We start from the raw sequence: 24,359 nt of genomic DNA, 5'->3' as shown, positions 1-24,359 counted from the left end.
CACCCGTTCGCCACTCGAGTACCCAGCAAGCTGGGCCTTTCCGTTCGACTTGCATGTGTTAAGCACGCCGCCAGCGTTCGTCCTGAGCCAGGATCAAACTCTCCATGAAAAAACAGTGAAACAAAACCAACCCCAAAAAAGGCCGGCGTTTCAACACAAAATCTTCAACCAGGAAAGCACAACCTGACCAAAATAAACCTAGCAAAATGTGACACCCAGGACGGGGCCCGGACGCCACACAAAAAAACAAACATCTACATCCACAAAGATGCACGATGCCACATTGGCATCAGACAATTCATCATCACACTATCGAGTTCTCAAAGAACACACACCCACCAGCTACCCACCCCAAATCAGGGCTCTCACCAGCAGACTTCGCATTCAACCTTGCCAGCCACCCCGTCTCCGGGGCAACTCTTCCAGCCTACCAGACCCCACCCGCAGCCCGCAACCCCGAAGAATTCCGAACCACTGAGAGACCCAGCAACCCCAAACACTCTACCCGAGCCACAACAACTCAAGCCAAAACATTCAGGGGCGGCCAGCCAAGAAACGCGGTCTCCACTCCCCACCATCAGACCCTCTCAGGCCCTTCCGGGGCGGCGCCGTGGCTCGCTGACTTGAAGAAAGTTACGCAACCGGATCGTCGGGGTCAAATCGCCTGCTCGCCGCCCGCCCCAACAGCCATCGGCGCAGGTCATCGCCTGCCGCGCGGAACCGAATCCCGCTGCTGCGCGCGGATTTCGGTGAATCACATCGATGTGACGTGCGTCGCAGACCGTCCTTTCGGACAGGTCATCACCCCCGGTCGGTCAGTTATGCGCAGGTCAGAGCGCTCATACGGTCGAGACATGACCGCGACCGAACTGGCCACGACCCCGACGAGCGCGCCCATCGGCTCATCGCCGGTACCCGGACTCCCACCGCGGGTTGTCTCGTCCGCGCTTGTCCCCGAGGGGTTCACGCGTTGCGGTCTCCTCTCCTGGCGTCGGGAGGCCGGCGTCCTGCAGATCGCCCATCCCTTCGACGAGCAGAGCATCTCCGACGGCGTGGTCGTCGACGGGCTCGTCGCCCTCGTCGAGGCCGGCGTGCTGGCCGGCCAGTCGCAGTTCGAATGCGCCGCGATGGGGATCATCCGCACCTCGGCGGGCACGGCCGACGACGCCTGGGCGGCTTTCTACGACAACTCGCTTCGCGAACTGCGCACGGGCACATCGGCATTCGCTCCCGTCCACAAACGCGCGCGGAGCCTGGTCTCGGGCGGGGCCGTCCTCGAGGTGGGATCGTGCTTCGGCTTCTTCGCTCTCGCCTGCGCCCTGGACGGTCTCCAGGTCACGGCCTGCGACATCTCGCCCGGAGCGGTGTCGTTGCTCTCCGACGCCGCTCACCGACTCCGACTGCCCGTCGTCGCAACCGTCGGGAACGCGACCGCTCTCCCCTACGCCGACGACTCGGCCGACACCGTCACGCTCATCCACCTCCTCGAGCACCTCGATCCCGCGGGGGCGCACGCCGCGATCGGCGAGGCCCTCCGGGTCGCCCGGCAGCGCGTGGTCATCGGCGTGCCGTTCGAAGACGAGCCGAGCCCGCACTTCGGCCACCTCGTCCGGCTCACCGAGAACGACCTGTGCGGCTGGGCTCGAGCCGTCCCGCATGCCGGCGCCGAGGTCGTCGTCGATCACGGCGGATGGCTCGTCCTCACCCCCCGGTCCTGATTCCTCGAGTCCGGCCGCGGTACCGAGCGACCGCGTCAGATCAGCCCGCGTTTGCTGGCGATGTACACCGCGTCGGTCCGCTTGGACACCCCGAGCTTGCGAATGATGTTGCGAATGTGGAACTTCACGGTTGACTCCGAGATGTAGAGCGTCTCGCCGATCCGCTTGTTCGACAGCCCGTCGGCGAGGAGCCGCAAGACCTCGCGCTCCCGGTCGCTGAGTGCCTCGGACTTCTCGTTCTCGCCGGACACCGCGCGGAGGACGACGGCCGCGCTGCGCGGGTCGAAGGCGCTGCCGCCGCCGGACACCGCCTGGATCGCGCGCACGAGTTCGGTCGTGTCGACATCTTTGACCACGTACCCCCGGGCTCCCGCCCGCACGGCGCGCACGACCAGATCGTCGTCGAGAAACGTGGTCAGCACCAGCGCGGCGACCTCCGGGTGGCGCTGCGCGATCTGCTCGATGAGCCGCAGCCCCTCGTACTCGGTGCCCGCCGACAGCTTGAGGTCGACCACGACGACATCGGGGTGTCGGGCGTTCACCTCGGCCAGCGCGGCGTCGGCCGATCCCGCCTCACCGACCACGTCGACGACGTCCTCGCGCTCCAGCAGCGACCGCATCCCCTGGCGCAGGAGGGCGTGGTCGTCGACGAGAAGGGTCCGGATGGGGCGCCTGATGTCGTTGTCGCTCAACCGAACTCCTTCGTTCTGAGCGGGTCGTCGGGCGTCGCGGTGCCGGCCGTGCCGATCGGCAGCACCACCGCGACGCGGATACCGCCGATGCGCGACCGGCGGATCCGCAGTTCGCCTCCGAGCTCGGCGGCGCGCGAGGACATGTTGGCCAGGCCGCGGTGCCGTCCGGCCGTGAGATCGCCGAGCGACGCAGTGCGCATCACCCGGCGCAGATGTTCGGGATCACCGACGCCGTCGTCGTCGACCGACAGTGCGACGGTGTCCACGGCGTAGGTGAGGGTCACCGTGACCTGGTGGGCACGCGAGTGGACGGCGGTGTTGAAGAGGGCCTCGCCGGCGATCCGCAGCAGGGCGTGCTGGACCTCATCGGCAAGATCGCGCTCCCGGCCGCGCATGTGGACCGCCGTGCGCAGGTCCGGCGGCATGTGCAACGAGCACAGCTCGGTCAGGACGTCGCGCACACTCGGCGACGGCGCGTTCGTAGCGTTGTTGAGCGCGTAGATGAACGACCGCAACTGCTCCACGGCCTCCTTGGTCAGCCGGCCCGCCATCTCCAGGCGATCGAGTGCGGGACCTTCGACGAGGCCGCGACACAGTTCGATCTGCACCCCCGCCGACAGCACCGACTGGGTGACCGAGTCGTGGAGCTCGCGGGCGATCCGTCCGCGCTCCTCGTTGAGCACGGTCGCCCGCATCGCCGCCGACAGTTCGCGCTGGGTACGTTCCAGTTCGGTGTTGCGCTCGGCGAGTTCCATTGCGTGGCGGTCGGTCTCGGAGAACAGCTCGGCGTTGAGCAGTGCGACGATCGCCTGGCTGGCCAGGATGCGCAGCACGACGAGATCGGTGGGATCGACCATGCGACCGACCGGTGTCCAGGCCGACAGTCCCCCGACGACGTTGCCGTCGAGTTCGACGGGGACGTGGACGTGGTCCTCCTGGAGGATCGCGCCGTGCAGGACGGTCTCGTGTCCGCGGAGGATGTCGTTGAGCCGGTTGAGCACCTCGTCGGGCAGGTCGTCGGGTGTGGCGGCCCGCTCGGACCCTTCGAAGGCGTAGAGCCGACCACCGCTCGCGCTGATCAGGTGGCGCGGGGCCGACTGCTCGAGTCGGCCGTCCGCGAGCGCGAAGACGACCCAGTCCGCGCCCAGATGGTCCCGTGCCGCCTCGACGACCGCGATGACCAAAGCCTCGGGCCCTTCGGCGGTACGGACGAGAGCACGCGAGATCCGCTCCAGCGCACCGACCACCCGACTCAGCCGCGCCTCGACCCCGCGCAGCGCCGCGTAGTGGCTGCCCTTGACGCTGCGGAGTCCGACCAGGCTCTCGAGGTCGGCTTGTTCGGGGAGAGCGCTCCGCTCGGGCGACGGACCGGTCATCACAGCGCTTCGGCGTAGAGGTCCCGGATGCCTGCGGCCTGCGGACGCCGCGGGTTGGTGGTCATGCACGAATCGGCCAGCGCGTGGGCGGTGAGGCGGTCGAGGTCGGCGCTGCGCACGCCCAGCGGTTCGAGCGACGCCGGCATGCCGACCCGGGCGCCGAGCGCGGCGATCGCATCGGCCAGTCGGTCGGCGACGGTCCGGGCGTCACCGGATGTCTCGACCCCGATGGCGTCGGCCAGGTCGACGAAGCCGTCGGCACACACATGGGCGTTGTAGCGGATCACGTGCGGCAGCAGGACGGCGTTGATCGCGCCGTGCGGGGCGTCGCAGTGCCCGCCGACCGGGTGACTCATCGCGTGCGTGGCGCCGAGTATCGCGTTGGTGAACGCCATCCCCGCCCGTAGCGCCGCGAGCGACATCTCCTCGGCCGCGACCCGGTCCCGCGGATCGTCGACGAGGCGTTCGAGATGCGTCCACACGCCACGAATGGATTCCAGCGCAAGCGAATCGGTGAGTCGTCCGTGCGCGAGTGAGACGTAGGCCTCGACGCAGTGGGTGAGTACATCCATGCCGACCTGGGCGGTGACCGCGGCGGGCGCGGTCATCAGCAGGGTCGGGTCACTCACCGTCACGTCCGGCACGAGTGAACGCCCGATGATGGTCACCTTGGTACGCCGCTCGGCGTCGTTGATGATGCAGAACTGGGAGACGTCGGCGCCGCTGCCGGCCGTCGTCGGCACCGCCATGAGTGGCGGGAGCGGTCGTCGGGCACGGTCGATTCCCTCGTACTCGAGGATGTGACCGCCGTTGGCCGCCAACACCGCGACACCCTTGGCGGCGTCGATCACCGAACCGCCGCCCAGGGCGACGAGGCCGTCGGCATCGTGTGCCTTGTAGGCGAGGAACGCCGCCGCGACCTCGCCTGACCGCGGGTTGGGCGAGACATCCAGGTACGACGCCGCGTCGAGGCCGCAGGCACGCAGCCCGGCCATCAGCTGTGCGTACCAGGGGGTGCGTTCCAGACAACGATCGCTGACCACGAACGGTCGGCGCATCCCGAGTCCCGCCGTCGCGACCGGCACCTCCCCGAAGGCGCCCGGGCCCAGCACGATCTCCGGGGTGTGGAACTTGGCGACCTGGCCCGATGCGCGCCGACGGACGTCACCCACCATTCGTCCCGCCTCCGTTCCATCCACTCCGACCGCACCGTCCGACCACCTCGCCCCGGCGGTACCCCGACGCTACCCAGGTCACCTCAGCGCCGCACCCAGCTCGTCACAACGCGCGAGCATCTCGGCACCGTCACGCACGCTAACGACGCCGCTGCAGTGGTCGGCGTAGTCGGCCATCGCGCACCCGGACTGCTGCCAGTAGCGTTCGGGTTCCGGTGTGATCCAGGCGATCCGATGCGATCGCCGGCCCACCTCGGCGACGAGGTCGACGCGCGGGTCGAGTCCGTTGCTGCGCGCGTCCCCGACGACCAGTACCGAGGTCCGTCTGCTGATCAGGTCTCCGAACTCGCCCAGCAGTTCGCCGAACATGCGCCCGTAATCGCTCGTCGCGGCGAGATCGAGACCGTCGGCGGCCAGCACCGCTGCGAGGGCCGAGTCGGCGGCCGCGGTCCGCAATGCGGTCGTGACGCGCACCGGCCTATCCACGAACGCGATGACCTCGCAACGGTCACCGAAGCGGTGCAGTGTCTGTGCCAGACGCAGGATGAACCCCGTGACCGGCCGGACCGAGAGCGAGACGTCCACGAGGACGAGCATCCGGACCGGACCGGGGCGCCGGCGGCGTCGCCACAGTTCGGCGGGCACACCGTCGGTCGCGGCCGCCGCCCGCATCGTTGCCCTGATGTCCAGCGCACCACGGTCGACCGGACGGACCACCCGTCGCGGCGCGCCGCGCATGCGCTGGATCAGCCGGTGGCACGCGCGATCGATCTCCGCCTGGTCGACGTACCCCTCGGCCCGCCGGTCCGCGCCGGACACTGCCTCGACGACTCCGTCGGCGTCCAGTCGGGCGACCAGTGCGTCGACGAAAGCACCTAGTGCGCGTTCGAGTTCGGCTCTCCGCGCATCGCCGAGGTCCTCGTTGCCGTCGGCACCGTACGCCTTGCGCGGATCGTAGGCATCGAGGGCGGCCAGGATGGCGGCGGCGCCGGTGAGCCCAAGCGGCCGGCTCGACACGCGAGTCGCCGGTCCGGTGAGTTCGCCGACGGTCGACGAGTCCGCGGTGTCGACCTCGACCGTGTACGTCACTCCCCCACCGGTCGCTCCGCCGTCCGGGTCGACGCCGAGCTGCTCCGCTCCCGCCGACACGCTGAAGTCGTTCTCCTCGCGATGGGCGCTCTCGGCGTCGCGGTGTGCGGCATCGGGGTCCTCGGCCATCAGGTGGCCGATCTCGTCGGTGTGTTCGTCGGCGCCGATCTGCCGGGCCGCGCCCTCGAACTCCTCGTCCCAGACGACGTCATCGGGCAGATCGGCCGCGACGCCACGCACCCGCGGAAGGTCGTCTCCGCCGTCCGGATCGGGTTCGGCACCGAGGAAGAAGAGCTCGAAGGACCGCTCGAAACCAGCTGTCTCATAACCGTATTTGACACAGACGCTCTGCAGGGCCGCACGCAGGATCGCCGGTTCGGCGGTGCCCACCATCGACAGGGTCCGCCGGATCTCGATCACCTCGGCGGGCGAAGCGGCAACCCCTGAGCTCCGCAACACCCTCCCGAACGCGACCGCGGCAAGATCGAGCGGGTCGGCACGCCTCGACGCGGCGACCGGCACAGACATCGGGATCATCGGCCCGGACGGGTACCCGCACTGCGGGCGCGCCCCGCTCCGAAGGCGCGCGCGGTCACCGACCCGCCGGGCGTGGTCCCGTCCACGCCGATCGGCGAGCCTTCCGCCGGCGGTCCTCCGTGTTCGGAAGACAGAGCGCGACGGGCGATCTCGCCGTCCGAACCGAACTTCACCAGCAACGCCAGCAGCGCATTGTGGTCGTCTGCGCCGATCGGCCTTCCCGGCTCTCCGTCCCGGGACCCGAGGTAGGAAGCAGCTCGCGCGGCGTCTATGACCTCCGCGATGGACGGACTCTTGCGCAACGGGAGCTCCCGCAGACGCCGCGCGAGGTCGACCACCTCGCCGATGATCGTCTTCTCGACGTCGGGCGCGCGGACCGCGACGATGTCGCGCTCGGTCTGCGGGTCCGGGTAGTCGACCTGGAAGTGCAGGCAGCGGCGCTTGAGTGCAGGCGAAAGCTCACGAGTGTCGTTGGAGGTCAATATGACCCATGGCGATGAACGTGCCGCGAAGGTCCCGAGTTCGGGCACCGTCACCTGACGCTCGGCGAGGACCTCGAGCATCACCGCCTCCATCGCCTCGTCGGTGCGATCGATCTCGTCGACCAGCAGGACGGTCGGAGACGGTGAGGTGATGGCCGCCAGCAGCGGTCGGGCGACGAGGAAGTCCTCGGTGTAGACGCCCACCTCGGCGCGCGCGAGCGCCGAGCTCGCGGCCGAGAGGGTTGTCTCGGCGGCGAGTTCGGCACTGATCCGGTCGCGCAGCATCTGCACGTGGAGTAGTTGTCGCGCGTAGTCCCATTCGTACAGGGCGCGGGACTCGTCGAGACCCTCGTAGCACTGCAACCGGATGAGTTCACGCCCCGATGCCGCGGCCAGTGCTTTCGCCAGTTCCGTCTTGCCGACCCCGGCCGGCCCCTCCAGGAGAAGGGGCCGGTCGAGGAGCGTCGCGAGGTGGACGACGACCGCCAGTTCCGGTCCGATCAGATACCCCTGCCCACCCAGGGCGTCGGTCAGCGCCTCCACGGAGGAAAACGACCTGCCCTCGGTGGTGTCCCCGGTGACGTCCTGGTTCGATGGCCTGGTTGCGCACATGTGCGTCATGGGTTGTCGGACTCCTTGTCGGCCTGCGGTTTTCGGATCGGGGCTATCGGATCGGGTTCGCGGATCAGGCGGGGTGAGCAGGGCGGATCAGTAGCTGCCCGTGAATGCGTGCGCCACCATCGGAATCAGCGATGCGACGGTGCTCTCACGCGGGTTGCCCGGCGTGCACCAGTCGTCCATCATGTGCTCGGCGATGGCGCGGATCTGCTTGTCGGAGGTGTCCATGGTCTCGCCACGACCCTCGTACTTGCCGGTGTTCATCCGGTTCTTGTCGTAACTGCTCGTCGACAGCTGACCGAAGTTGTCGGGGATGCCGAGGTCTTTGCCCAAGCGGATGGCCTCCTCGACGGCGGCGTCGGCGGCCTGGACCGTCGTCATCTTCGATGTGTCGACACCGAGCAGCGCGGCGATCTCGGCGTAACGCTCGTAGCGAGACGGCAGGTTGTACTCCCAGACGCGGGGAAGGGCGATGGCGTTGTTCAGCCCGTGATGGCTGTCATAGAACGCGCTCACCGCATGCGACAGCGAGTGCACGAGACCGAGGCCGCCGGAGTTGAACGCCTGCGCGGAGATGTACTGCGCGTACATCATCCCGGTGCGGGCCGCCAGGTTTCGCGGGTCGTACACGGCGGTGCGCAGATGGTCGCGGATCAGCTCGATCGAGTACTTGGCATTGCCCAGCGAGGGTGCGAAGTCCAGACGCGACACGTAGGGCTCGCTCGCGTGCGCGAGCACGTCGAAACCGCAGAAGGCGGTGAAGTGCTCGGGGCACGTGTAGTAGAGCAGCGGGTCGTCCATCGCCAGGTCGACGAGGCAGGTGTCGTCGAAGGCCACCCATTTGTGCGGCTTGTTCATGTCCGAGGTATCGGTGATGACGTACGCCCAGGAGGTCTCCGAGCCGGTGCCGGCCGTCGTCGAGACCGCGATGTGCTTCGGATTCTCCTTGTTGGTGGCCTTGGAGAAGCCCTCGAACTCGTTGATGTTGCGGCCGTCGTGGGCGATGACCATACGTGCACCCTTGGCGGCGTCGTGGCTGGAGCCGCCACCGACCGAGATGATGCCGTCGCACTTCTCCGACTGGTAGAGGGCCGCGGCGTCCATGCAGTTGTAGTCCTTGGGGTTGGACTCCACCTGGTCGTAGAGCACCACGTCGACGCCCTGGTACTCGATCTTGCCGATCAGCTCCTCGATGATCCCGGAGCCGCGTAGACCCGTCGTCATCAGGAGCGCACGGGTCATGCCCAGGTCCTTGGCCTCGACACCGAGCATGTCGTGCGCGCCGACACCCAGCTTCGCCTTCGGGAACGGGTGGAACTCCTTGATCGGGAAGTCCCAGATCTGGTTCAGCTCAATGGCCATGGTGGTGAACTCCTTGTGACGGTTGGTCTGTCACAACGAGAATGTCGTCCAGATCACAACCGGGACAAGGGGTCCTGCCCGTCCTCGACCACAGTGCACCCGGCCGGACGGGCCGGTACCTGTCCGATCGGACAGGGTTCAGTCGCGCACGCGCTCGATCTCACCGCCGAGACTGCGCAGGATCTCCACGAAGTGCGGGTACCCGCGGTCGATGTGCTCGACGTCGTGTACTTCGGTCACGCCGTCGGCGACGAGCCCGGCCAGCACGAGGCCGGCGCCCGCCCGGATGTCCGAACACCAGACCGGCGCACTCGACAGGCGGTCGATCCCGCGGATGACGGCGTGGTGGCCGTCGGTCCGCGCATCCGCACCGAGACGGACCATCTCCTCGACGAAGCGGAACCGGGCCTCGAAGACGTTCTCCGTGATCACCGACATGCCGTCGGAGATGGCGGCGAGGCCGATCGCCATCGGCTGCAGATCGGTGGGGAATCCGGGAAACGGCAAAGTCGAAACGTTGACGGCGGTGGGCCGGCGATCGTGCCGGACCCGGAAGCCGTCGTCGAAGGTGTCGACCACCGCGCCGGTGTCGCCCAGTTTGTTCAGAACCAGCTGCAGGTGCTCGGGTTTCACGCCGCGCACGGTGACGTCACCGCGCGTCATGGCGGCCGCAATCCCCCAGGTGGCACCGACGATGCGGTCTCCGACCACCCGGTGTGTCGTCGGATGCAGCCGGTCCACACCGACGACGGTCAGCGTCGAGGTGCCGGCGCCGTCGATCTGTGCGCCCATCTGCTGCAGCATCACGCACAGGTCGACGATCTCCGGCTCGCGGGCGGCGTTGTCGATGGTGGTCTGTCCCTCGGCGAGCACGGCGGCCATGAGGATGTTCTCGGTCGCCCCCACCGACGGGAACTCCAGCGCGATCGGTGCGCCGACCAACGTGTCGGCCTCGGCCACCACGCAGCCGTGCTCGATCGAGCTGGTGGCGCCCAGGGCACGCAGACCCGCCTGGTGCATGTCGAGCGGCCGCGACCCGATCGCGTCTCCGCCGGGCAGCGCCACGACGGCTCGGTGACAACGCGCCATCAGCGGGCCGAGGACACAGACCGAGGCGCGGAACTGCCGGACCGCCGCGAAGTCGGCATGGAACTTCGGCTCCGCCGGCGCCGTGATGGTGACCGTCTCGCCGTCCATGTCGACGACCGCACCCAGACCGCGGAGAACGTCCGCCATCAGCGGGACATCGGCGATCTCGGGTGCGTTGGTCAGCACGGTCGTCCCCTCGGCGAGGAGGGCCGCGGCCATGAGTTTCAGGACGCTGTTCTTCGCGCCCCCCACTGCCACCTCGCCGGACAGACGCGCTCCCCCGGACACCAGAAACCGATCGCTCACGACTGCCACCTTAACCGTCCGGGGTCACCGGCCCACCGGCCAGTACGTCCTCCGACCGTGCTCCCGATCCTGTGCGTCCGGCGCAGTACATTCGACGCATGGCGGTACACCTGACGAGGATCTACACCCGAACGGGCGACGACGGCTCCACCGGGCTGAGCGACTTCTCCCGGGTGCCCAAAACCGATCCGCGTGTCGTCGCCTACGCCGACTGTGACGAGGCGAACGCCGTCATCGGTGTCGCCCTGGCACTCGGTGGTGACGTCCCCGACGACCTCCGGGAAGTGCTCACGACCGTCCAGAACGACCTCTTCGACGCCGGCGCCGACCTCTCCACGCCGGTCGTCGACGACCCCGAGTACCCACCGCTGCGCATCGCACAGGATTACATCGACGCCCTCGAGCGCTGGTGCGACTCCTTCGGTGCCGATCTGCCCGCACTGGACTCGTTCATCCTGCCGGGCGGCACACCGCTGGCTGCCCTGCTGCATCAGGCACGAACGGTGACCAGACGGGCCGAGCGCTCGGCGTGGGCCGCGGTCGCCGCCCACCCCGACGACACCAGCGTGCTGCCCGCGAAATACCTGAACCGGTTGTCGGATCTGCTGTTCATCCTGTCGCGGGTGGCGAACCGCACTCGCCCCGCCGCGGGAGGTGACCAACAGGGCGCGAACTCGCCCGGCGACGTCAAGTGGGTTCCGGGCGGCAACCGGCAACGGCCCCCGGCGAAGCCGGTCCATCAAGACCCGGCGAAGACGGGCGGGAAAGCCCCGGCGCAGCCGGATTCCTAGGCGCTGCGGCGCCGCTGCGATCTCGCGGACTGCCGGGATTCGAGCCAGGACTGGAACGCGGTCACCGCACCCGGGCCCATCGCCAGTTCGTAGTCGTCCTCGGCCCGGCCGGCGGTCTGCACCTGGAGGATGAGCATGCCGTCGAGGATCTCCGTCTCGGTGCCCTCGGGGGCGCGACGACCGGAGATCTCCATGCCCTGTCGTGCGAACGTCACGTTCGGCCCCGGTTTCAGCGACGTGAGCCGGTAGTAGCGCAGAGAGTCGTCGCTGTAGTGCACGGTGCCGTGACGCCATCCCTGGTCTACGCCGGCCGGCACCGTGCGCAGCAGGACCGGAGTGCCCGCGCGACGGAGTTGCGCCAGCCGCAGCGCCAGGAAGCCACACAACAGGAGCGCCACCGCCAGCAGCACACTGAGCATCACGACCGCCAGCGACATCACCTACTCCTTCGTGCAGTCACCGCGGATAGGCGAAGCGTCGAACCCGGTAGGGCTCCAGACGGCTTGGGCTGCATACACGCGGGACAGGGGGGGCTGTGGAACAAGCATGCCAGAACGTGCACATGAGACGCCAAACGACCTCGGCCGGCCAACGGAGAATTCCGATGGCCGGCCGAGGTCGATCGTTGACCCGAACCGCTCGCGCGGCTCGCTCTACCGGGAAAGGTGTTGTGCCGCAGTCAGACGCGCGTGAGCACGGTGGTACTCGGGCGAATCCGGCTCCGCCTCGTCGAGCGCGGTCTTCTCCGCGTTGACGTCGACGTCGTCGGCCCAGTCGGCCGACTCCGCCAGCACCGTGACGGCCTCGCCGGTGACGGAGAGGAACCCGCCCTCGACCGCTGCCGCACGACGGTTGCCGTTCTCCTCGACGATGACCACGAAGCCACCCGGGACCAGCTGGCCCAGGAGCGGCTCGTGGTTGGCCAGGACACCCAGCTCACCGACGGTGGTCTGCGCGATCACGAACGTGGCCTCTCCCGAGTACAGGCTCGAATCCGCGGAGACAACCTCGACGTGGAAGGACTTCTCAGCCATGGCGAACCGCTACTTTCCGCTGATCTTGGCGGCGGCGGCCTCCACGTCGTCGAGTCCACCGCAGCTGTTGAACGCCTGCTCGGGCAGGTGGTCGAACTCGCCCTTGGCGACACGGTCGAAGGCCTCGATGGTGTCGGCGAGCGGGACGACCGAGCCCTTCTGGCCGGTGAACTTCTCGGCGACGAGGAAGTTCTGGCCGAGGAACTTCTGGATACGGCGCGCACGCTGCACCGTGACCTTGTCCTCTTCGGAGAGCTCGTCCATACCGAGGATGGCGATGATGTCCTGCAGTTCCTTGTACTTCTGCAGGATGCGCTTGACCTCGTTGGCGACGCGGAAGTGCTCGTCGCCGACGATCGACGCCTCGAGGATGCGCGAGGTCGAGGTCAGCGGGTCCACGGCGGGGTAGATACCCAGCTGTGAGATCGGACGCGAGAGCTCGGTGGTCGCGTCGAGGTGCGCGAAGGTCGTGGCCGGTGCCGGGTCGGTGTAGTCGTCGGCGGGGACGTAGATCGCCTGCAGCGAGGTGATCGATCGGCCCTTGGTCGAGGTGATGCGCTCCTGGAGCTCACCCATCTCGTCGGCCAGGGTCGGCTGGTAGCCCACCGCGGACGGCATACGGCCGAGGAGGGTCGAGACCTCCGAGCCCGCCTGCGTGAAGCGGAAGATGTTGTCGATGAAGAGCAGCACGTCCTGGTGCTTCACATCGCGGAAGTATTCCGCCATGGTCAGCGCCGACAGCGCCACGCGCATACGCGTGCCCGGCGGCTCGTCCATCTGACCGAACACCAACGCGGTGTCCTGGAGAACGCCCATCTCCTCCATCTCGAGGTGGAGGTCGGTGCCCTCACGGGTGCGCTCACCGACGCCGGCGAACACCGAGGTGCCGGAGAACTCACGCGCGATACGCGTGATCATCTCCTGGATGAGGACGGTCTTGCCGACGCCCGCACCACCGAACAGACCGATCTTGCCGCCCTTGACGTACGGGGTCAGCAGGTCGATGACCTTGATGCCGGTCTCGAGGATCTCGGTCTTGCCCTCGAGCTCGTCGAAGGCCGGCGGCTTGCGGTGGATGCTCCACTGCTCGCCGTCGCGGCCGAGGCCCGGGCTGTCGAGGCAGTCACCGAGGGCGTTGAACACGTGGCCCTTGACGACGTCGCCGACCGGCACGACGATCGACTTGCCGGTGTCGGACACGGCCGCGCCGCGGACCAGGCCGTCGGTCGGCTGCATCGAGATCGTGCGCACCAGGTTGTCACCGAGGTGCTGCGCGACCTCGAGGGTCAGGGTCTTGGCGACCGAGGAGAGAGCGACCTCGGCGTGCAGGGCGTTGAACAGTTCAGGAATCGAGCCCCGCGGGAACTCGACGTCGACCACGGGGCCGATGATGCGGACGACCCGCCCGTCGGCGGAACCCGCCGACTGCGCGGAGGGGGTTTCTACTGCTGCGGTCATGGTGCTTGGGTCACTTCCTCTTTATCGAAGTATGGGTTCTCGTCGATCCGACTCGGCTGGCGCGCACGCTAATTCGCCAGTGCGCTCGAGCCGCCGACGATCTCGCTGATTTCCTGGGTGATCTGGGCCTGGCGGAGCTGGTTGGCCTCGCGCGACAACGACTTGGACAGTTCTTCGGCGTTGTCCGTCGCGGCCTTCATCGCGGTGCGGCGCGCGGCCGACTCCGATGCCGACGAATCCAGCAGCGCCGCGTAGACCCGCGTCGCCACGTACTTCGGCAGCAGCGCGTCGAGCAGGGCGTCGGCCCCGGGTTCGAAGGTGTAGTTGCGCGACGGCGTGTCGTCGGACGAATCCTCGTCGTGCGACACGACCAGCGGGGCGATCCGCCGGACCTCGGGCACCTGCGCCAGCATCGACTGGAACCGCGTGTAGACCAGGTGCAGCTCGTCGACACCCTCGAGGGTGCCGTCTCCTTCTGGGCGCTCGACCTCGGTGCCCGATCCTGCCTGGAAGAGGTCCACCAGGAAGCTGGTCGCCGTCGCCGCGTCCGAGTACTGCGGTGACTCCGAGAAGCCCGTCCACGAGTCCGAGATCTCCAGACCCCGGAAGCTGAAGAACCCGACACCCTTGCGACCCATGACGAACAGGACCGCTTCCTTGCCTTCGTCGCGCAGGAGCGCGATGAGTTCGCGGGTCGCCTTGAGCACGTTCGCGTTGTAACCACCGCACATACCGCGGTCGCTGGTCACGACCAGGATCGCCGCGCGCTTCGGGTTCTCCCGCTCGTTGAGCAGCGGGTTGTCCAGCGATCCCGAGTTGCTCGCCAGCTCCGAGAGCACGGCGGTCATCTCCTGCGAGTACGGCTTGGCCGCCGCCACCCGTCCCTGTGCCTTGGTGATACGCGAGGTCGCGATCAGTTCCTGAGCCTTGGTGATCTTCTTGGTCGACTGGACCGACCGGATGCGTGAGCGCAGCTCACGAATGCTGGCCATGAGCCCTCACCCCTTCCTTTTCGCGATGTCCGTTGACGTCTGAGATCACTTGCGGATCTTGATCTCTTCGTTCTCGACGTTGTCGGCATCCATCGCCTCGGCCTCGGCCTCGTTGACGACGCGACGGCCGTCGTGGGTGAGGTAGCCGTTCTTGAACTTGTTGGTCTCGGCGATCAGGGCCTCGGCCTGGTCGTCGCTGAGCACCTTGCCGCCGGCGATCGAGTCGTAGACACCGGTCGCGTTGTGGTGCAGGTGGCTCAGCAGCTGGGTCTCGAAGTTGCGCACGTCGTCGACCGGGACCGAGTCGTAGTGGCCCTCACCGCAGAGGTAGATCGAGACGATCTGATCCTCGACCGAGAAGGGGCTGTACTGGTCCTGCTTCAGCATCTCGACCCAGCGGGCACCGCGCTCGAGCTGTGCCTTCGAGGCGTCGTCGAGGTCGGAGGCGAAGGCCGAGAAGGCCTCCAGCTCACGGAACTGGGCCAGCTCCAGACGCAGCGATCCCGAGACCTTCTTGAGGCCCTTGGTCTGGGCGGCGCCACCGACGCGCGACACCGAGGTACCGACGTTGATGGCCGGTCGAACACCCTTGTTGAAGAGGTCCGACTCCAGGAAGACCTGGCCGTCGGTGATCGAGATGACGTTGGTCGGGATGAACGCCGAGACGTCGTTGGCCTTGGTCTCGATGATCGGCAGACCGGTCATCGAGCCGCCGCCGAGCTCGTCGGACAGCTTCGCACAACGCTCCAGCAAACGGGAGTGCAAGTAGAAGACGTCACCGGGGTATGCCTCGCGGCCCGGCGGACGACGCAGCAGCAGCGAGATGGCGCGGTAGGCCTCGGCCTGCTTGGTCAGGTCGTCGAACACGATGAGGACGTGCTTGCCCTGGTACATCCAGTGCTGGCCGATGGCCGAGCCGGTGTACGGGGCCAGCCACTTGAAGCCGGCCGAGTCCGAGGCGGGAGCCGCGACGATGGTGGTGTACTCCATCGCGCCCGCCTCTTCGAGGGCGGACTTGACGCCGGCGATGGTCGAACCCTTCTGACCGATCGCGACGTAGATGCAGCGAACCTGCTTGGTGGGGTCGCCGGTCTCCCAGTTGGCCTTCTGGTTCAGGATGGCGTCGATGCAGACCGCGGTCTTGCCGGTCTTGCGGTCGCCGATGACGAGCTGACGCTGTCCGCGGCCGATGGCGGTCATGGCGTCGATGGCCTTGATGCCGGTGGCGAGGGACTCCTCGACCGGCTGGCGCTCGAGCACGGTGGCGGCCTGCAACTCGAGGACGCGCTGCTCGTCGGCTTCGATGTCGCCCTGGCCGTCGATCGGGGCACCCAGCGGGTTGATGACGCGTCCCAGGAACGCATCACCGACGGGGACGGAGAGCACGTCGCCGGTGCGGCTGACCTGCTGGCCTTCTTCCAGGGACTCGTAGTCACCCAGGATCACGGCGCCGATCTCGTCCTCGTCGAGGTTCAGTGCGACGCCGAGGACGCCGCCGGGGAACTCGAGGAGCTCGTTGGCCATTGCGCTCGGAAGGCCGCTGACGTGGGCGATGCCGTCCGAGGTATCGGTGATGATGCCGACCTCGTCACGCGACGCTTCGGCTTCGAACGACGAGACGTACTGCTCGATCGCTCCCTTGATCTCGTCTGGTGAGATCGTCAACTCCGCCATGGGTTCTCGTCTTTCCTTGATGTGGCTCGGAGTCTCGAAGGCTCTGAGCTCTGGGCTTCGTGGGTTCGGGTGTGTCGGGGTGGTCGTCAGCGCGGCAGCGTCTCGGCGGCCTTGGCCAGCCGTGTCGCGACATCGGCGTCGATGACCTCGTCGCCGACACTGATCCGGAGACCGCCGAGCAGTTCCGGGGCGATCTCGGTCTGCACCGAGATGGTCCGACCGTAGATTCCGCCGAGCACGCCCGACAGTCGATCGATCTGGGCATCGGACAGCGGAGAGGCGGACACCACGTGGGCGACCGACTCGCCGCGACGGGCGGCGGCCAGCTCGGCGAGCTGATCGACCGCGACGTCGGCGGCCTGGCCGTGCAGCAGGCGCACGGTCGAGGACAGCAGCGTCCAGGTGTGGGTGCCGACCTTGTCGCCGACCAGCTTCTTCAGCAGGTCGACGCGCTTGTCGGCGTCCTTGCCGTGGTCGGACAGCAGCGAGGACAGCTGCGGGTTGGCCTCGAGGACTCGGCTCACCCGGAAGAGCTCGTCCTCGACCTGCTCGATGACCCCGTCGCGTTCGGCGGCGGTGAGGACGATCAGGGAGTTCTGACGACGCAGACCGACGACGAAGTCGCTCGACGACGACCACCGCTGACTCGACGCGGTCGCGAGCACCTCGACGACGACCGGGGCGAGCTTGCCGTCGAACAGACGGTGCACCATGGCCTTCTTGCCCTCGGGGTTCTCGTCGTCCTCGACCAGGCGCTTGCGCAGGACCGGGTTCTCGCCGAGGAAGTTGATCGCCGCGGTGAGGTCACCCGAGGCGTCGGCAAGTGCCGAACCGTCGAGATCGATTGCCGCCGAATCGAAGTGCTCCGACACGGCGAGAGCGGCGTCGCGGCTGGCGGCACGCATCGCGTGCAGACCGACGAGCGAGGCGCTCGAGGGAACCGCGTTCGTCGAACCCGACGACATCTCCTCGAGTTCGTCGATGACCCGGTCGACGCTCGCCGCCTGGGCCGAGTCGTCGGCGAGATGGTTGCGCACCAGTTCGCCGGCCTTGTCGACCGCGGTGAGTCCGAGATCGGTGCGCAGCTGACGAACGAGGTTGGCGCGCACCAGGGCGACCTGGTTGCGGCCGTGCTCGGAGATGCGCTTGACCTCGTGGTCGGCCTGTGCGCGGATGTCGGAGGTGATCGCCTCGGCGTCAGCCGCGGCGTCCTTCTGCATCTGTTCCGCCTCAGCCTTGGCCTCGGCGACCGCCTTCTCGCGGGCCTGCTTGCCGTCGGCGACGCGCTTGGCAGCGGCCTCGCTCTCGGCGAGCTGCTGACGCACGGTCTCCTGTCGATCCCGCATCATCTTCGCCACCGGCGGCCGGACGTACTTCCACAGGAGGAAGAGGATGACCGCGAAGCCGAAGAGCTGAGCGATGAAGATCGCGGGGTCGAACGCAGCACCGATGTCGTGCAGCCAGGTGCCGATGGGGCCCTGGTCGGATTCGGTCTCAGTGTTGGCAGCCATGATCAGTTCACCGCTCCGCTCGTCGATCGGGTATCGGAAAGAGTTGCCGAGTCGACACCGAGCACACGCGCCGCAAGCGTCTTGGCGAGTGCGTCCACATCAGCTGCAGCCGTCGAGGCGGCCTGCTCACCCTGCGTCGCCAGCTCGGAGCTGGTCGACTGCAGGGCGGCGTCGGCCTCGGCGGTCGCTCGCTGCTTCATCTCGTTCAGCTGTTCCCGCCCCTGGGCGCGAGCATCGTCGCGCTTGGCGGTGGCCTCACCGCGCGCTTCCTTGAGGAGCGAACGGAACTGGACGTCCGCATCCTCGAATTCGGCGGCGGCGGTCCGGTTGTCCTCCACGGTGCGGTGGATCATCGCGTCCCGCTCCTCGAGGACCTGCTGGATCGGCGGAACCACGAACTTGCGGATGACCAGCAGCAAAATCACGAAGATGAGCAGGACAACGAAGAACGTTCCATTCGGGAGCAGGAAGTTCTCTGCAGCAAGCGTCATTGTGGTGAGGTGTCGTTTCTACTCGGCGACAAAAGGGAGAGCGACGATCAGCCGGCGCTGATCGGGGTGGCGAACACGAAGAGCGCCATGAAGGCCAGGTTGATGAAGTAGGCCGCCTCGACCAGACCGACGGTGATGAAGAACGGGGTGAACAGGCGACCCTGTGCCTCGGGCTGGCGAGCGATACCGGCGATCAGCTGGCTACCGGCCAGACCGTTACCGATACCGGCACCGACGGCGCCACCGGCCATGATCAGGCCGCCACCGATGAGTGCGCCGAGGCCAATCATTGGATCCATTGTGATATTTCCCTTTCGTTGCTGACATCTGGTGTGTCAGGTCTGGAGTTGCGCCGACAGGTGCCGGAGCAGGTCGTCATGTTCGGTTGTGGGCGCGGCCGTGTCCGTCTCCGCGCGGTGCCCGGGTTCGGGCGGGTCAGTGATCCTCGGTCTCCATCGACTGCGAGAAGTAGAGGATCGTCAGCAGCGCGAAGATGAACGCCTGGATCAGACCGACGAAGAGCTCGAAGGACTTCCAGATCGCGTTGGGCGCCCACATGATGTACGGCGGGAAGAGTGCGATCAGGGCGACCATCATGCTGCCGGCGAAGACGTTGCCGAAGAGTCGCAGCGAGAGCGAGATCGGCTTGGTGAACTCCTCGATGACGTTGATCGGCGCGAGGAATGCGACGTGGCCCTTGATGATCCGCTTCGGGTGACCCAGCAGGCCGCGCTTCCGGAAGCCGGCGATCTGGTACCAGACGAAGACGAAGAGCGCAAGGGCGTAGGCGAAGTTCACGTCCGCGGCCGGCGGCTTGAGGATCTCGTGGTGACCGACCTGGACCGGCAGGATGGACAGCCAGTTGGAGATCAGGATGAAGGTGAAGAGCGAGACCGCGAGCGGGAGAACGTAGGGGGCGATCTTCATGCCGATGGCACTCTCGACCTGCCCACGCATCTGGATGGTGATGGCCTCCCAGAACAGCTGCACACCCGACGGCACGCCGGTCGAGGTGACCTTCGACTTCAGGTAGAACGCCAGCGCGAGCATGATCGCCGCGGCCAGCGCCGTCGCGATGATGGTCTCCAGGTTGAAGGTCAGTCCGAACAGCTCGAACTTGGTGTAGTGACCCACCTGGATGGCCGGTTCGCCATCCTCTGCGGCAAGGTTGAAGGCGGTCGTCATGGTTGGCTACGAAGTCCTTTCATCACCGGAATGACCGTGTTCAGCACCAAGACCACTTGGCCGATGGCGAGTCCGAACATCGCGCCCAACCCGTCGGGTTGGACCAGAAAAGCCGCCAGCAGCGCGAGCGCCGTGATGGCACCGAGTCGCATGGCGGAGTTGAGAGCAAGGGCGGTCTTGCGCGGGTTCTCGTCGGCGACCACGACGTCGACGGCACGTCGGACGAGGATCGCGTTGACGAAGATCCCGGCGACACCGAGAAGGAAGAACACCGCGAAGAGCGGATGTCCGACGGCGAGCGAGACGGCAGCCACGACCACGATGAACCCGCCCGCGATGAGCGCGGGGCGGCGGAGTCCGGTCGGCGCCTGGGGATAGACGGGGGCCGAATCAGGGGCAGATGCGGTCATGTCCCTCCTCAGCTCTCCTACTCCATACCGATGGCACGGATCACCCGCGTACGTGCAGCAACACATGGCCGCTGGGCGTCAGCTCGCGTTTCGTTGTGACCCTACCAACACCATTCTTGGTGTCTCACCGGGGGGTATTGCGTCGTGTGAGACAGAACCGGGGCTTTGTGTCCGGGTCTGCGCACATGTTGACTACTACGGGCGATAGTACACGATAATTTACGGTTTCCTTACCTTAGGCCCAGGTATCGCCCTCACGGAAATGACAGGGTCGCAGACGCCGGTCAGCGGTACGCCTTCGTCGACGTTCGCAGTTCGGCGAGGCGTCGATGCAGGCGCGGCGCCATCGTCACCAGCATCGCGACGACGAGGCCCGCACCGAAGGCCGGGGCGACCACCGACAGCGGGAACAGCGTGCTGGCCGCCGCCGAGAACGCGAGCACCCCGACCCACAGATAGATGATCAGCGCGACCCGGCGCTGCGAGTGCCCGAGTTCGAGCAGGCGGTGGTGCAGGTGCATCTTGTCCGGGGTGTAGAAACCGACGCCGGCCCGGGTCCGCCGGATCACCGCCAGCAGCATGTCGAGCATCGGGATGAAGACGACGGCGGCGACCAGGATCAGCGGGGACAGCAGCGTGAAGATGTCGGCCGGTCCGTAGGCGTTCACGGCGATACGGCCCGAGGCACTCGTGGAGGCCGCGGCGAGCAGCAGACCGATCAGCATCGCACCCGAGTCACCCATGAAGATCCGTGCCGGCGAGAAGTTGTGCGGGAGGAATCCGAGGCACGCGCCGGCCAGTGCCACCGAGATGAGGGCCGGGGGGTAGTAGCTGACGTCGCCGCCCTGGTCGCGCAGCAGACCGAGCGAGAACATACAGATCGCCGCCGCGGCGATGAGTCCCAATCCCGCGGCCAGACCGTCGAGGCCGTCGACGAAGTTGATCGCGTTGATCGTCGCGACCGTGATCGCGACCGTGAGGAGACCGGCCTGCAGCGGGTCGAGCACCAGCGTGCCGATGTCGGCGAACGGGATGTAGAGCTGCAGCCAGCTGATGCCGAGCAGCACCAGAACGCCGGCGGCGGTGAGCTGACCGACGAATTTGGTCAGCGCGTCCAGGCCCCACCGGTCGTCGACGACGCCGACGAGGACGATCACCGTGCCGGCGGCGATCACCGCCGTCATGTCCGTGGTGTAGGCGAATCCGCGATTGAGCGCGGGGAGGTTCGCGGCGAGCGCGATCCCGGCCACCACCCCACCGAACATCCCGAGCCCGCCGAGGCGAGGTGTCGGGATCACGTGCACGTCGCGGACCCGCGGCACGGCGACCGCGCCGGCGCGGATCGCGAACACGCGGACCGCCGAGGTCAGGAGGTAGGTCATGGCCGCGGCAGTGAGCCCCACGAGCAGGAGCTCGCGCAGAGGAACCCCCGTCCCTCCCCCGTCCGCGGCGGCGGCGAGCAAGGCCGGTGCGCCACCGGTCATCGCGCCACCACCGGTGTCAGACGGGCAAGGGTCTCTGACATTGCGACCACGCTACCCGTAGGCCAGTGCGGCGATCTCGCGACGGATCCGCTCGTGTGTCTCACGGTCGCGCGTCGACATCGCCGCGGCCATCGCGTCGGCGACGACCGGATGCATCGCGGCGGTCATGCCGCGCTCGGTGGCCACCGGCGTACCGATCCGGATCGCCGATCCCTCGGAGACGGGGCGGGTGTCGAACGGGAGGACCGCCTTGTCGACGACGATCCCGGCCGCGCCGAGCCGGTGCTGCGCCTCCATCCCGGAGATGCCGAAGCCGCTGACGTCGACGACCGCGAGGTGGATGTCGGTGCCGCCGGACACCACCCGGGCGCCCCGAGACGCCAGTTCCGCGGCGAGACCGCGGGCGTTGTCAACCGCACGACGGACGTAGCCGGCGAACTCGTCGGTACCGGATTCCGCGCAGGCGACCGCCTTCGCGGCGACGGCGTGCATCGCGGGACCGCCCTGCACGAACGGGAAGACCGCCTTGCGCAGGGCCTCGCCGTGTTCGGCCCGCGCGAGGATGACCCCGCCGCGCGGACCACGGATCACCTTGTTGGTGGACAGGGTGACGATGTCGGCGTGCAGCACCGGCGAGGGCAGCAGGCCGGCCGCGATGTGCCCGGCGAGATGTGCGGCGTCGACCCAGAGGATGCATTCGGCCTCGTCGGCGATCCGGCGCAGGGACGCAAAGTCGAACGTCCGCGAGTAGGACGCGGCGCCGGCGACGAGGATGCGGGGGCGGTGCACCAGCGCGAGATCCCGGGCCTGGTCGTAGTCGACGAGTTCGTCGTCGCGGCGGACCTCGTAGTGCAACGGCGAGAACCATCGCCCGGAGAAGTTCGCCCGAGAACCATGCGTCTGGTGGCCGCCGTGTTCGAGGCGCAGCGCGAGCACCGGGTCTCCGGGCTGGGCGAAGGCGGCATAGACGGCGAGGTTGGCCGCACTCCCCGACAGCGGCTGGACATTGGCGTACTCGGCGCCGAACAGCGCGCGGGCCCGTCCGACGGCGAGCTCCTCGAGCTCGTCGGCCACTTCACAACCGCCGTGGTAGCGCGCGCCGGGATACCCCTCCGCATACTTCGCGTCGAAGACCGACGCCATCGCGGCCCGCACCCCGGGCGTCGGCTCGGTCTCGCTGGCGAGCAGCTGCAAGGTGTCGCGGCGCCGGCCGACCTCGCGGCTCACCAGGGCGTCGACCGCGGCGTCGCCGGTCGGGGCGCCGCCCGCCTCGACGCCGGGTGGTCCGAACCTCGGCGCGTCGGGGCTCATCGCTCCGCGAGCAGCGCGGCCGGGTCCGTGTCGAGTACGTCGGCGACGGCGTCCGTCGAGACCGCACCCTCGCGCAGGATGCGCGGACTCGGCCCGGAGACATCGACGATCGTCGACGCCTGCGCGGCCGGCGCCGGGCCACCGTCGAGATACACCGCGATCTCGTCACCGAGTTGGTCGCGCGCCTCGTCGGCGGTGGTCGCCGGCGGACGCCCCGAGACGTTCGCGCTCGAGACCGCCATCGGCCCCACCTCGCGCAGCACGTCGATCGCGACCGGGTGCAGCGGCATCCGCAGCATGACGGTGCCGTCGGTGTCGCCGAGGTCCCATGCCAGCGAGGGTGCTTGTCGGACAACCAGACTCAGACCGCCCGGCCAAAAAGCCTCGATCAGGTCGCGTGCGGGCTGCGGGACGGACAGGACCAGGCCGTCGATCGAGTGCCACGAACCGACCAGGACCGGCACGGGCATGTCGCGTCCCCGGTGCTTGGCCGCGAGGAGTGCACCGACGGCGTCGGAATCGAAGGCGTCGCAACCGACTCCGTAGAGCGTGTCGGTGGGCATCACGATCAGCCGTCCGGCCTTCGCCGCCCCGACCGCCGCCCGAATCCCCGACGAGCGGTTCTGTGGATCGTTGCAGTCGAAAACAGTGCTCACGCGATCATCCTGCCATGCCGCGTCCGACGGACCCGGCCTGCCGTCGGCGCGCCGTCACGAACCTCGGCCGGCCCGTCAGATCGGTGTGACGGGTGACTTCCTCGAAGTCGCCGTGCGCGTGCAGGCACGACACGACGGCGTCGGCGGTCGTGTCGTCGTGTTCGATCCCGACGACGCCACCCGGCGTCAGCGTGCGGGCGATGACCGGCACCATCGGCACGATGACCGACATCCCGTCCGCGCCGCCGAAGACCGCGCGAGCCGGGTCGTGGGCGACCTCCGGTCCGACCACGGCGTCGAGCGGCACGTAGGGCGGGTTCGTGACCAGGACCGACACGCTGCCGGCCGGCACGGCTCCCCCGACCTGATCCGGGTCGGTGACGTCCGCGGCGACGACGTCGACCCGTGACCCGACGGCCGGTGTCGCGGCGGCGACGTTGCGACGCAACCACACCAGCGCGTCCTCGTCGGCCTCGATCGCCACGACCCGCGTCGCCGGACTCATCGCGGCGATGCCGATCGCCAGTGCCCCACTGCCGCTGCAGAAATCGGCCGCGGAATGCGGTCCGGGGGTGGCCCGGAGTCGGTCGACCGCCCATTCGAGGAGGTACTCGGTCTCCGGCCGGGGGATGAACACTCCGGGGCCGACGGCCAGCTCGACCGGGCCGAAGGCGGCGGTCCCGATGATGTGCTGCAACGGAATCCGCTGCGACCGCAGGTCGATCGCCGACCGGAACGCGCGCGCCGGCGCGTCGTCGATCGCGTCCACCAGCACGAGACGGCCCGCATCGATCCCGAGCACGTGCGCCATCAGCCATTCGGCGTCACGGCGTGCGGAGTCGATCCCGGACGCGGCGAGACGGGCGGTTGCGGCACGCAGTTCGTCCGGCACCGGGGTCGGCCTGCCGGTCACGACAC

23 protein-coding genes and 1 rRNA gene are annotated in these 24,359 nt (G+C 68.0%); 2 read left to right on the top strand and 22 right to left on the bottom strand.

The annotated features are described in order from the left end of the window. A 16S ribosomal RNA gene (locus FFS52_RS14440) occupies window positions 1–109 on the bottom strand; the annotation flags it as partial. Between the two features lie 745 nt (window positions 110–854). On the opposite strand from FFS52_RS14440, the gene mftM reads away from it, so the two are divergent. Continuing rightward, window positions 855–1,718, top strand: a complete 864-nt coding sequence (gene mftM, locus FFS52_RS14435) for a mycofactocin oligosaccharide methyltransferase MftM (RefSeq protein ID WP_137810085.1) — start codon at window positions 855–857, stop codon at window positions 1,716–1,718. A gap of 35 nt (window positions 1,719–1,753) precedes the next feature. Here the strand turns inward: mftM and FFS52_RS14430 are convergent, their stop codons facing one another. From FFS52_RS14430 to murA, 7 genes are all read right to left on the bottom strand, one after another. Then, window positions 1,754–2,410, bottom strand: a complete 657-nt coding sequence (locus FFS52_RS14430) for a response regulator transcription factor (protein WP_058252764.1) — start codon at window positions 2,408–2,410, stop codon at window positions 1,754–1,756. Then, entirely contained in the window at window positions 2,407–3,786 is a 1,380-nt protein-coding gene (locus FFS52_RS14425) for a GAF domain-containing sensor histidine kinase (protein WP_137810084.1), read from the bottom strand. Before FFS52_RS14425 ends, FFS52_RS14430 begins: the two co-directional genes overlap by 4 nt. Continuing rightward, window positions 3,786–4,961, bottom strand: a complete 1,176-nt coding sequence (locus FFS52_RS14420) for an iron-containing alcohol dehydrogenase (protein WP_137810083.1) — start codon at window positions 4,959–4,961, stop codon at window positions 3,786–3,788. The genes FFS52_RS14425 and FFS52_RS14420 overlap by 1 nt, the downstream gene beginning before the upstream one ends. Window positions 4,962–5,039: 78 nt before the next feature. Then, window positions 5,040–6,587 carry a VWA domain-containing protein gene (locus FFS52_RS14415; RefSeq protein WP_137810082.1) on the bottom strand — a complete coding sequence of 516 codons (1,548 nt, stop codon included), beginning with the start codon at window positions 6,585–6,587 and terminating at the stop codon, window positions 5,040–5,042. Beyond that, the gene (locus FFS52_RS14410; RefSeq protein WP_247452084.1) at window positions 6,584–7,681 is read right to left on the bottom strand and encodes a MoxR family ATPase; all 1,098 of its coding nucleotides are present in this window, start codon (window positions 7,679–7,681) and stop codon (window positions 6,584–6,586) included. Before FFS52_RS14410 ends, FFS52_RS14415 begins: the two co-directional genes overlap by 4 nt. Before the next feature lie 96 nt (window positions 7,682–7,777). Beyond that, on the bottom strand, window positions 7,778–9,049 hold the full coding sequence (gene mdo / locus FFS52_RS14405; RefSeq protein ID WP_137810080.1) for an NDMA-dependent methanol dehydrogenase: 1,272 nt from the start codon (window positions 9,047–9,049) through the stop codon (window positions 7,778–7,780). A gap of 138 nt (window positions 9,050–9,187) precedes the next feature. After that, a complete protein-coding gene (gene murA / locus FFS52_RS14400; protein WP_058252773.1) occupies window positions 9,188–10,444 on the bottom strand; it encodes a UDP-N-acetylglucosamine 1-carboxyvinyltransferase in 1,257 nt (418 codons plus the stop codon). A gap of 98 nt (window positions 10,445–10,542) precedes the next feature. Here murA and FFS52_RS14395 point away from each other — a divergent pair, with 98 nt between their 5' ends. After that, window positions 10,543–11,235 carry a cob(I)yrinic acid a,c-diamide adenosyltransferase gene (locus tag FFS52_RS14395; protein WP_137810079.1) on the top strand — a complete coding sequence of 231 codons (693 nt, stop codon included), beginning with the start codon at window positions 10,543–10,545 and terminating at the stop codon, window positions 11,233–11,235. Here FFS52_RS14395 and FFS52_RS14390 read toward each other — a convergent pair. The 14 genes from FFS52_RS14390 to FFS52_RS14325 all read right to left on the bottom strand — a co-directional run bounded on the left by FFS52_RS14390 (window position 11,232) and on the right by FFS52_RS14325 (window position 24,354). Further along, window positions 11,232–11,672 carry a DUF2550 domain-containing protein gene (locus FFS52_RS14390; RefSeq protein WP_058252759.1) on the bottom strand — a complete coding sequence of 147 codons (441 nt, stop codon included), beginning with the start codon at window positions 11,670–11,672 and terminating at the stop codon, window positions 11,232–11,234. The genes FFS52_RS14395 and FFS52_RS14390 overlap by 4 nt on opposite strands. Window positions 11,673–11,888: 216 nt before the next feature. Next, window positions 11,889–12,269 (bottom strand): F0F1 ATP synthase subunit epsilon, encoded by a 381-nt coding sequence (locus FFS52_RS14385; protein WP_055474987.1) that lies wholly within the window; start codon window positions 12,267–12,269, stop codon window positions 11,889–11,891. 9 nt (window positions 12,270–12,278) lie between these two features. Beyond that, window positions 12,279–13,727, bottom strand: coding sequence for a F0F1 ATP synthase subunit beta (gene atpD / locus FFS52_RS14380; protein ID WP_010842985.1), 1,449 nt, complete (start codon window positions 13,725–13,727; stop codon window positions 12,279–12,281). 68 nt (window positions 13,728–13,795) lie between these two features. Further along, window positions 13,796–14,719: a F0F1 ATP synthase subunit gamma gene (locus tag FFS52_RS14375; protein ID WP_055474988.1), complete on the bottom strand. Its 924-nt coding sequence runs from the start codon at window positions 14,717–14,719 to the stop codon at window positions 13,796–13,798. A gap of 45 nt (window positions 14,720–14,764) precedes the next feature. After that, on the bottom strand, window positions 14,765–16,393 hold the full coding sequence (gene atpA, locus FFS52_RS14370; protein ID WP_055474989.1) for a F0F1 ATP synthase subunit alpha: 1,629 nt from the start codon (window positions 16,391–16,393) through the stop codon (window positions 14,765–14,767). 86 nt (window positions 16,394–16,479) lie between these two features. After that, window positions 16,480–17,904 carry a F0F1 ATP synthase subunit B/delta gene (locus tag FFS52_RS14365; protein ID WP_137810078.1) on the bottom strand — a complete coding sequence of 475 codons (1,425 nt, stop codon included), beginning with the start codon at window positions 17,902–17,904 and terminating at the stop codon, window positions 16,480–16,482. A gap of 2 nt (window positions 17,905–17,906) precedes the next feature. Next, window positions 17,907–18,395, bottom strand: a complete 489-nt coding sequence (locus tag FFS52_RS14360; protein WP_055474991.1) for a F0F1 ATP synthase subunit B — start codon at window positions 18,393–18,395, stop codon at window positions 17,907–17,909. Window positions 18,396–18,442: 47 nt separating this feature from the next. Continuing rightward, window positions 18,443–18,694 (bottom strand): F0F1 ATP synthase subunit C, encoded by a 252-nt coding sequence (locus FFS52_RS14355; RefSeq protein ID WP_004021252.1) that lies wholly within the window; start codon window positions 18,692–18,694, stop codon window positions 18,443–18,445. Between the two features lie 136 nt (window positions 18,695–18,830). Continuing rightward, window positions 18,831–19,580: a F0F1 ATP synthase subunit A gene (atpB, locus tag FFS52_RS14350; protein WP_055474992.1), complete on the bottom strand. Its 750-nt coding sequence runs from the start codon at window positions 19,578–19,580 to the stop codon at window positions 18,831–18,833. Continuing rightward, window positions 19,577–19,990 (bottom strand): hypothetical protein, encoded by a 414-nt coding sequence (locus FFS52_RS14345; protein ID WP_004021250.1) that lies wholly within the window; start codon window positions 19,988–19,990, stop codon window positions 19,577–19,579. The genes atpB and FFS52_RS14345 overlap by 4 nt, the downstream gene beginning before the upstream one ends. A 284-nt stretch (window positions 19,991–20,274) precedes the next feature. Next, window positions 20,275–21,474: an MraY family glycosyltransferase gene (locus tag FFS52_RS14340; protein WP_078112009.1), complete on the bottom strand. Its 1,200-nt coding sequence runs from the start codon at window positions 21,472–21,474 to the stop codon at window positions 20,275–20,277. Between the two features lie 51 nt (window positions 21,475–21,525). Further along, entirely contained in the window at window positions 21,526–22,785 is a 1,260-nt protein-coding gene (locus tag FFS52_RS14335) for a serine hydroxymethyltransferase (RefSeq protein WP_137810077.1), read from the bottom strand. Further along, window positions 22,782–23,441 carry an L-threonylcarbamoyladenylate synthase gene (locus FFS52_RS14330; protein WP_137810076.1) on the bottom strand — a complete coding sequence of 220 codons (660 nt, stop codon included), beginning with the start codon at window positions 23,439–23,441 and terminating at the stop codon, window positions 22,782–22,784. Before FFS52_RS14330 ends, FFS52_RS14335 begins: the two co-directional genes overlap by 4 nt. Window positions 23,442–23,445: 4 nt before the next feature. Next, the gene (locus FFS52_RS14325; RefSeq protein WP_137810075.1) at window positions 23,446–24,354 is read right to left on the bottom strand and encodes a HemK/PrmC family methyltransferase; all 909 of its coding nucleotides are present in this window, start codon (window positions 24,352–24,354) and stop codon (window positions 23,446–23,448) included. Window positions 24,355–24,359 lie beyond the last annotated feature (5 nt).

Source organism: Gordonia sp. ALPHA1B1 (assembly GCF_005502615.1).
Lineage (GTDB): Bacteria > Actinomycetota > Actinomycetes > Mycobacteriales > Mycobacteriaceae > Gordonia > Gordonia hongkongensis.
Note: the sequence above shows the minus strand (reverse complement) of the source record. Positions and strands in the feature narration are given on the sequence as shown.

What these genes read in the sequence shown, in the direction of transcription:
- mftM (WP_137810085.1), top strand. Translation starts at nt 855, where the DNA reads ATGACCGCGACCGAACTGGCCACGACCCCGACGAGCGCGCCCATCGGC.
- FFS52_RS14425 (WP_137810084.1), bottom strand. Translation starts at nt 3,786, where the DNA reads ATGACCGGTCCGTCGCCCGAGCGGAGCGCTCTCCCCGAACAAGCCGAC.
- FFS52_RS14420 (WP_137810083.1), bottom strand. Translation starts at nt 4,961, where the DNA reads ATGGTGGGTGACGTCCGTCGGCGCGCATCGGGCCAGGTCGCCAAGTTC.
- FFS52_RS14415 (WP_137810082.1), bottom strand. Translation starts at nt 6,587, where the DNA reads ATGATCCCGATGTCTGTGCCGGTCGCCGCGTCGAGGCGTGCCGACCCG.
- FFS52_RS14410 (WP_247452084.1), bottom strand. Translation starts at nt 7,681, where the DNA reads ATGTGCGCAACCAGGCCATCGAACCAGGACGTCACCGGGGACACCACC.
- mdo (WP_137810080.1), bottom strand. Translation starts at nt 9,049, where the DNA reads ATGGCCATTGAGCTGAACCAGATCTGGGACTTCCCGATCAAGGAGTTC.
- FFS52_RS14395 (WP_137810079.1), top strand. Translation starts at nt 10,543, where the DNA reads ATGGCGGTACACCTGACGAGGATCTACACCCGAACGGGCGACGACGGC.
- FFS52_RS14390 (WP_058252759.1), bottom strand. Translation starts at nt 11,672, where the DNA reads ATGTCGCTGGCGGTCGTGATGCTCAGTGTGCTGCTGGCGGTGGCGCTC.
- FFS52_RS14385 (WP_055474987.1), bottom strand. Translation starts at nt 12,269, where the DNA reads ATGGCTGAGAAGTCCTTCCACGTCGAGGTTGTCTCCGCGGATTCGAGC.
- atpD (WP_010842985.1), bottom strand. Translation starts at nt 13,727, where the DNA reads ATGACCGCAGCAGTAGAAACCCCCTCCGCGCAGTCGGCGGGTTCCGCC.
- FFS52_RS14375 (WP_055474988.1), bottom strand. Translation starts at nt 14,719, where the DNA reads ATGGCCAGCATTCGTGAGCTGCGCTCACGCATCCGGTCGGTCCAGTCG.
- atpA (WP_055474989.1), bottom strand. Translation starts at nt 16,393, where the DNA reads ATGGCGGAGTTGACGATCTCACCAGACGAGATCAAGGGAGCGATCGAG.
- FFS52_RS14365 (WP_137810078.1), bottom strand. Translation starts at nt 17,904, where the DNA reads ATGGCTGCCAACACTGAGACCGAATCCGACCAGGGCCCCATCGGCACC.
- FFS52_RS14360 (WP_055474991.1), bottom strand. Translation starts at nt 18,395, where the DNA reads ATGACGCTTGCTGCAGAGAACTTCCTGCTCCCGAATGGAACGTTCTTC.
- FFS52_RS14355 (WP_004021252.1), bottom strand. Translation starts at nt 18,694, where the DNA reads ATGGATCCAATGATTGGCCTCGGCGCACTCATCGGTGGCGGCCTGATC.
- atpB (WP_055474992.1), bottom strand. Translation starts at nt 19,580, where the DNA reads ATGACGACCGCCTTCAACCTTGCCGCAGAGGATGGCGAACCGGCCATC.
- FFS52_RS14345 (WP_004021250.1), bottom strand. Translation starts at nt 19,990, where the DNA reads ATGACCGCATCTGCCCCTGATTCGGCCCCCGTCTATCCCCAGGCGCCG.
- FFS52_RS14340 (WP_078112009.1), bottom strand. Translation starts at nt 21,474, where the DNA reads ATGACCGGTGGCGCACCGGCCTTGCTCGCCGCCGCCGCGGACGGGGGA.
- FFS52_RS14335 (WP_137810077.1), bottom strand. Translation starts at nt 22,785, where the DNA reads ATGAGCCCCGACGCGCCGAGGTTCGGACCACCCGGCGTCGAGGCGGGC.